This is a genomic window from Bradyrhizobium sp. (genome assembly GCF_035309285.1).
In the GTDB taxonomy this organism is placed as follows: Bacteria; Pseudomonadota; Alphaproteobacteria; order Rhizobiales; family Xanthobacteraceae; genus Bradyrhizobium.
Genome location: NZ_DATGFH010000150.1, coordinates 1 through 5,393 on the forward strand (window position 1 = coordinate 1; position 5,393 = coordinate 5,393).

At 62.0% G+C, this 5,393-nt stretch carries 7 protein-coding genes; 4 read left to right on the forward strand and 3 right to left on the reverse strand.

Annotation, left to right across the window (positions count from 1 at the left end):
- The 3 genes from VKR55_RS27410 to VKR55_RS27420 form a co-directional block, all read right to left on the reverse strand.
- Positions 1-546, reverse strand: a 546-nt coding sequence (locus VKR55_RS27410; protein ID WP_324408345.1) for a Gfo/Idh/MocA family protein, incomplete at its 3' end; no start/stop codon positions are given.
- Positions 547-778: 232 nt separating this feature from the next.
- Positions 779-916 (reverse strand): hypothetical protein, encoded by a 138-nt coding sequence (locus tag VKR55_RS27415; protein ID WP_324408347.1) that lies wholly within the window; start codon positions 914-916, stop codon positions 779-781.
- Positions 913-1,404, reverse strand: a complete 492-nt coding sequence (locus VKR55_RS27420; protein WP_324408349.1) for a hypothetical protein — start codon at positions 1,402-1,404, stop codon at positions 913-915. Before VKR55_RS27420 ends, VKR55_RS27415 begins: the two co-directional genes overlap by 4 nt.
- Positions 1,405-1,667: 263 nt before the next feature.
- Between VKR55_RS27420 and VKR55_RS27425 the strand changes: the two genes are divergently transcribed.
- The 4 genes from VKR55_RS27425 to VKR55_RS27440 all read left to right on the forward strand — a co-directional run.
- Entirely contained in the window at positions 1,668-2,540 is an 873-nt protein-coding gene (locus tag VKR55_RS27425) for an NAD-dependent epimerase/dehydratase family protein (RefSeq protein ID WP_324408351.1), read from the forward strand.
- A 10-nt stretch (positions 2,541-2,550) separates the two neighbouring features.
- Entirely contained in the window at positions 2,551-3,879 is a 1,329-nt protein-coding gene (locus VKR55_RS27430; protein WP_324408353.1) for a hypothetical protein, read from the forward strand.
- Positions 3,880-3,887: 8 nt separating this feature from the next.
- Positions 3,888-5,090, forward strand: coding sequence for a CgeB family protein (locus VKR55_RS27435; RefSeq protein ID WP_324408354.1), 1,203 nt, complete (start codon positions 3,888-3,890; stop codon positions 5,088-5,090).
- Between the two features lie 106 nt (positions 5,091-5,196).
- Positions 5,197-5,393, forward strand: a 197-nt coding sequence (locus tag VKR55_RS27440; RefSeq protein ID WP_324408356.1) for a GDP-mannose 4,6-dehydratase, incomplete at its 3' end; no start/stop codon positions are given.

The following is a 5,393-nucleotide window of genomic DNA, read 5'->3' on the forward strand; positions in this document are numbered from 1 at the left end:
GCTCGCCTGGTTGGACAACACGCCGCCGTCATAAGCCCAGGTTCCGCGCCAGGCATCCTGGTCGTAATAGGCCTGATCGCGGCACCAGCGCACCCGCACCGTGCCGAGGACAAGCTTGCCGAAGCGCCCCGCCTCCAGCGCTTCGCGCGCCTTGACCACGGGAACGTTGAAGCGGTTCTGCTTGACGATGAAGAGCTTGACGCCGGCCTGGTCGCAGGCGCGGATCATGTCGTCGGCATCCGATAGCCTGAGCGCCATCGGCTTCTCGACCACGACATGCTTGGCAGCCTTGGCGCAGGCGATGACGTGCTGCGGATGCAGGCCGCTCGGGGTCAGTACCGAGACCGCGTCGATATCCTTGCGCGCGAGGAAGTCGTCGATGTCGTAATGCGGGGGGACCGCAAATTTCGAAGCCAGCGCATCGGCGCGCGCGCGAACGGGGTCGCAGACCGCGACGAGTTTCGCCCCCTCGATATGATTGCCGCCCAACAGATCGGAGTGACGCTTGGCGATGCGCCCGCATCCAAGCAGGCCAAATCTGATCATCCGAACTTCCCCTGCTGACCGCCGCCGGGTGAGCGGGCCGAGAAATAGCGACGGCAAGAATCCCGGGAAGCCGCAAGATCGCGGCATCCCCCGCCAGTCCTATATTCAAAATAGCGGCTGCAAATCAAGGTGCTGCGGCGACACCGAATCGGTCGTGAGCTGGTCTCACGTGCGCCACAGGTGTTGATGTCGATGCCGCATTTGTCGATGCCGGGCGGCCTGAATTAAGAAATCAGCTTGCGCGCTGCTTTTTTCTGATCCGGCGTTTTTCGAAATGTTCCGAAATGCCGATCCAGGCAAATCCGACGATCAGAACCGGCAGGATGGCGATCAGGAGCGCAATGTTACCAGCGAGCCTCACATACCTCATTTCCGGTCTTCCCCGGCAGAAGAGGCCGCAGTCGACTTGGAAAGGTATGGATCGATCGCTTTCGGATCGAAAAGGCGGTAAACTCTTCCGTTCGTATTCGGGTCACTGTCGTCGCTGGTGGAGAAGAAAAGCACTTGGCTCATGCCGTCCTGCATGAAGCTGTAACGGCCATGGCCTCTCGTCGCGATGTCGTCCCGTGAAGAATTGGCGGGTCCAAGCCTTTTGCCGTTCTCAGTGAGCTCGACGGTTGCGTGCTTCTCGGTTGCAGTGTCAACCGAAGCAAAGGCGAGCCTCGCACGCGCCCGATAAGTATATCGTTCGGAATCGTAGTGCTCGAAGGGCGGCCGCAAGACGATAGCCGCCGTCACCGGCTCGAAGGGGAGCCACAGCAAGACGCTACCTTCGAATGCGAACGCGGTCGCAAACAAAATAGCAACCTTCTTTAAGTCTATAGTGGGGTCGAGCCCAAAATATTGAAGATCAAACACGAGCCCAAAACTATCATCGTAGAGACTCCGGCTACAATGGCCCAGGGTTGTATTCTTTAGTATATCCCCCGCAAATTGCGCGGCGCGGAATGGATCAACATAGCAGCAGGAGCAGAACCAACGACCGCCCCGGCCGGATCGCGATTCACCGAGGCTCAGTTTGCCTGCTCCGACGTGATGGCTTAGCTTGCGCCCCGTTTTCGGCCCTCGGCTTCTGATGAGCCGGCTGGCGGGCTTCCTTGTTCCGCGATCTGGTGTGGTGGATGGATAGCAAAGCGACCGTGCTCGTGACCGGCTCTGACGGCTTTATCGGCCGTCACCTGGTGCCTTATCTCGCTGCCGTTGGTCACAAGGTGATTGCCGCGTCGCGCTCGGTCGTCATCGAAGGCCCGAACATCAGGGCGGCCCGGCTTCCCGACCTGTCACAGCGCTTCAATTGGGAGTCGCTGCTCCGGGGATGCGATGCGGTCGTGCATCTGGCGGGCATTGCGCATACCTTTGCCGAAGACGAGCTCTACGATCGCATCAACCACCAGGCCACGGCTGCGCTCGCGCGCGCCGCCAACGCTTCCGGCGTGCATCTCGTTTTCATCTCCTCGATCGCAGCGCAGTCAGGCTCCTTTTCCGACGAGGAATTGACCGAAGACGATCCGCCGCGGCCGATCAACGCCTACGGACGCTCAAAGCTTGCCGCGGAGCAGGCTATTCGCGCCGCCGGAGGCTCCTTCACGATCCTTCGTCCTGTCGTGATCTATGGCGAGGGAGAAAAGGGAAATCTGGCCACCATCCGCAAGATTTCACTGTTGCCCGTTCCCCTGCCCTTTGGCGGATTGAAGGCGCGGCGTTCGGTGCTGTCGGTTCAGAACCTCAACGCCGCCATCACAACCGCCATGACGGATCCGCGCGCGCGCGGTGACACCTTCATCGTCGCCGACCCCGTTCCGATCACGGTCGCCGATCTGATCGCGCGCTATCGGGCGGGCTTTGGTCGGCCGCCCCGGCTGTTCTCCATTCCCCAGGCCCTGCTCGAATTTGCGCTCAAGACCGCGGGCCAGGGCGCAATCTGGCAGCGGATCGGCTGCCCGCTTGTGGCCCGGCCCGACAAGCTGCTGGCGTTGGGCTGGAAGCCATCCTGACGCGACCGCAATGACCGATATCCCCATTACCTCGAAAGCGCCCCCGCGCGGCCGGATCACGCTGCTAGCGCTGCTGTACCTGTATATTGCGGCCTGCTGCGTCTCGCTGACCCATGTCACCTACTATTATCGCGGCTATGACGTCCTGAGCTACAATCCTGCGCAGTTTTTTCCGGCGCTGCTCGTGGCCGCTCCGTTGGGCGCGCTGGCCTTCGTCTTTGCGTTCGCCCGCTTCAGCTTCGGCTATCTCCTGGGCTTCGGCTCTTACACGATCGTCTTCGGCTATCTCTTTCTCGCGAAGTCTTCGACCCTCGATTACGATCATAGGCTCGGCAGCATTTCGGCATTCGTTTCCCTGCTCGCTTTCCTCGTGCCCGCGCTGTTCATCACCGCTCCGATCAAGCAGCGGTTCGTGCTGTCGAAAGCCGGTCTTGAGCGCGTGCTGGCGCTTATCCTCCTTGCGTCGCTCGTCATCGTCGTCGTTGGCGCGTTCTTCAATTTCCGCCTGGTCGGAATCGCCGACATATACACCTTCCGCAACCAGCTTGAATTTCCGGCCCCGGTCCGCTACGCCATCGGCAATCTCGTCAGCGCGCTGCTGCCGTTCGCATTTGCAGGTTATCTCGCGCTCGGGAAGCCCTGGAAGGCACTGGCGGCGCTGGTGCTGATCGGACTGTTTTATCCGGTCACGCTCACGAAGCTCGCGCTGTTTACGCCCGGCTGGCTTGCGTTCCTCTGGCTGCTCGCGCGCTACGTCGAGCCTCGGATCGCCGTCGTGCTGTCGCTGCTGCTGCCGATATCGATCGGCGATGCGCTGTTGCCGCTGGTCGCCCACGGCACGCTGTCCTACGATCACTTCATCGGCTATTTCGGCACGATCAATTTCCGCATGATCGCCGTCCCCTCGCTCGCGCTCGATCTCTATGGCGACTTCTTCTCACACCACGATCTCACGTACTTCTGTCAGATCCACGTCCTGAAGCGATTCGTCTCCTGTCCCTACAGCGAGTACCTCTCGGTCATCATGTCGAAGACTTATGATCTCGGTGCGGTGAATGCCTCGCTGTTCGCAACCGAAGGCGTGGCTTCGCTCGGCCTCAAGGGAGCGCCGTTGGCGGCGCTCGCGTGCGGACTGCTCACGGCCTTCGTCAATCGGCTTTCGCAGGGCCTGCCGCCGCGATTTATCCTGGTCTCGGCGGGCGCGCTGGCGCAGGTCATGATGAACGTCCCGTTCTCGACGAGCCTGCTCACGAACGGCGCAGCCGCTCTGTTTTTGCTCTGGTACGTCATGCCGCGCGACATCGACGATGACGCCTCCACCGACCGCCGTCGGTCCTGAGACCACCGATGCGCATCATCATCCTGAACGCCGACTATCCGCGTTTCCTGGCGTGGTTCTATCGAAAGCATGCCGGGCTCGAGCACGCCGGTTATGACACGCAGATGGCGGCGCGGAACGCGAGCCTGTTCGGGCTCGCTGATTTCTACTCGCGGAATTTTGCAGCGCTCGGTCATTCCGCAGTCGAGGTCCATGTCAACAACCGCTTCATGCAATCGGCCTGGGCGCGCGAGCATGGCTTGGGGATCGCGGTCGCAACCCCCGCCGACCACCAGGCGAGGCAGCAGATGCTGCCCGGCTGGCTGCAGCGCGTCGCGGCGCCGTTCAAGCCGATCCTGCGGCCGCTGGTACGGAAAGTGGGCTTGAGCCCGCGCCTGGACGCTGCATCGGAGCAAATCCTTCTGGCCCAGATCGAGGCCTTCGGGCCGGACGTGGTGCTGAACCAGGATGTGTTCTATGTCGACGTCGCGCTGATGCGCAGGATCAGGCAGATCGGCAATCCCCTCCTGATCGGACAGGTCGGCATCGAGCCGTCGCGCGGCATCGACTGGACAATCTATGATCTGATGCTCTCGCAACTACCGCGGATCGTGCAATCCTTCCGCGCGGCCGGAGTGCGCGCCGAAGTCGCTCATCTTGCCTTCGAGCCCGCATTGCTCGATGCGCTGCCGCCAACCCCATCGCAGGACATCGACATCTCTTTTGTCGGGTCGGTGTCGGAGGATCACCGCCAGCGTATCGCCCTGCTGGAAGCCGTCGCCCGACGCTTCGATCTGAAAATGTGGGGCAACATTCCCCGCTTGCTGCCGGCCACCTCGCCGCTGCATCGCTGCCTCCAGGGCGAGGTGTGGGGTGCGGGAATGTACCAGGCGCTGCGGCGCTCGCGCATTACGCTCAATTCTCACATCGACATCGCCGGCCGCGAGGCCGGCAACATGCGCCTGTTCGAGGCGACGGGTGTCGGCGCGTTCTTGCTGACCGATTTCAAGGACAATCTGCATACGCTGTTCGAGCCCGATCGCGACGTTGCGGTCTGGCGCTCGATCGACGATTGCCTCAGTGCGATCGAGCGGTTCCTCAAGGATGCGGGCGCGCGTGAAACGATCGCGCGCGCCGGCCAGGCAAGGACGATGGCACAGCATACCTACCGCCATCGCGCCAGCGAGATGCTTGCGCTGATCGGTGGGCTCAAGCGTCGCGGAGCGGCGTGACTGCGACCCGAAAAGCTGAACCGACGCGCTTCCATTGACGGCCTTCCTTCGGCAAACTATCAACCGGCGCCGGCTTAAAGGATCGCGCGGCCGGCAGGAGGCATGAATGCAGAGCGTTCTGATCACCGGAGGCGCCGGCTTCATCGGCCAGAACCTGGTGCACAGATGGATCAAGGCGCGTCCCGAGGACCGCTTGGTGGTCGTGGACGCTATGACCTATGCCGCCAATATCCGCAGCCTCGAGCCGTTGATCGCCGACCGCCGCATCCAGTTCGTCAAGAGCGACATCGGCGATGCCGTCCT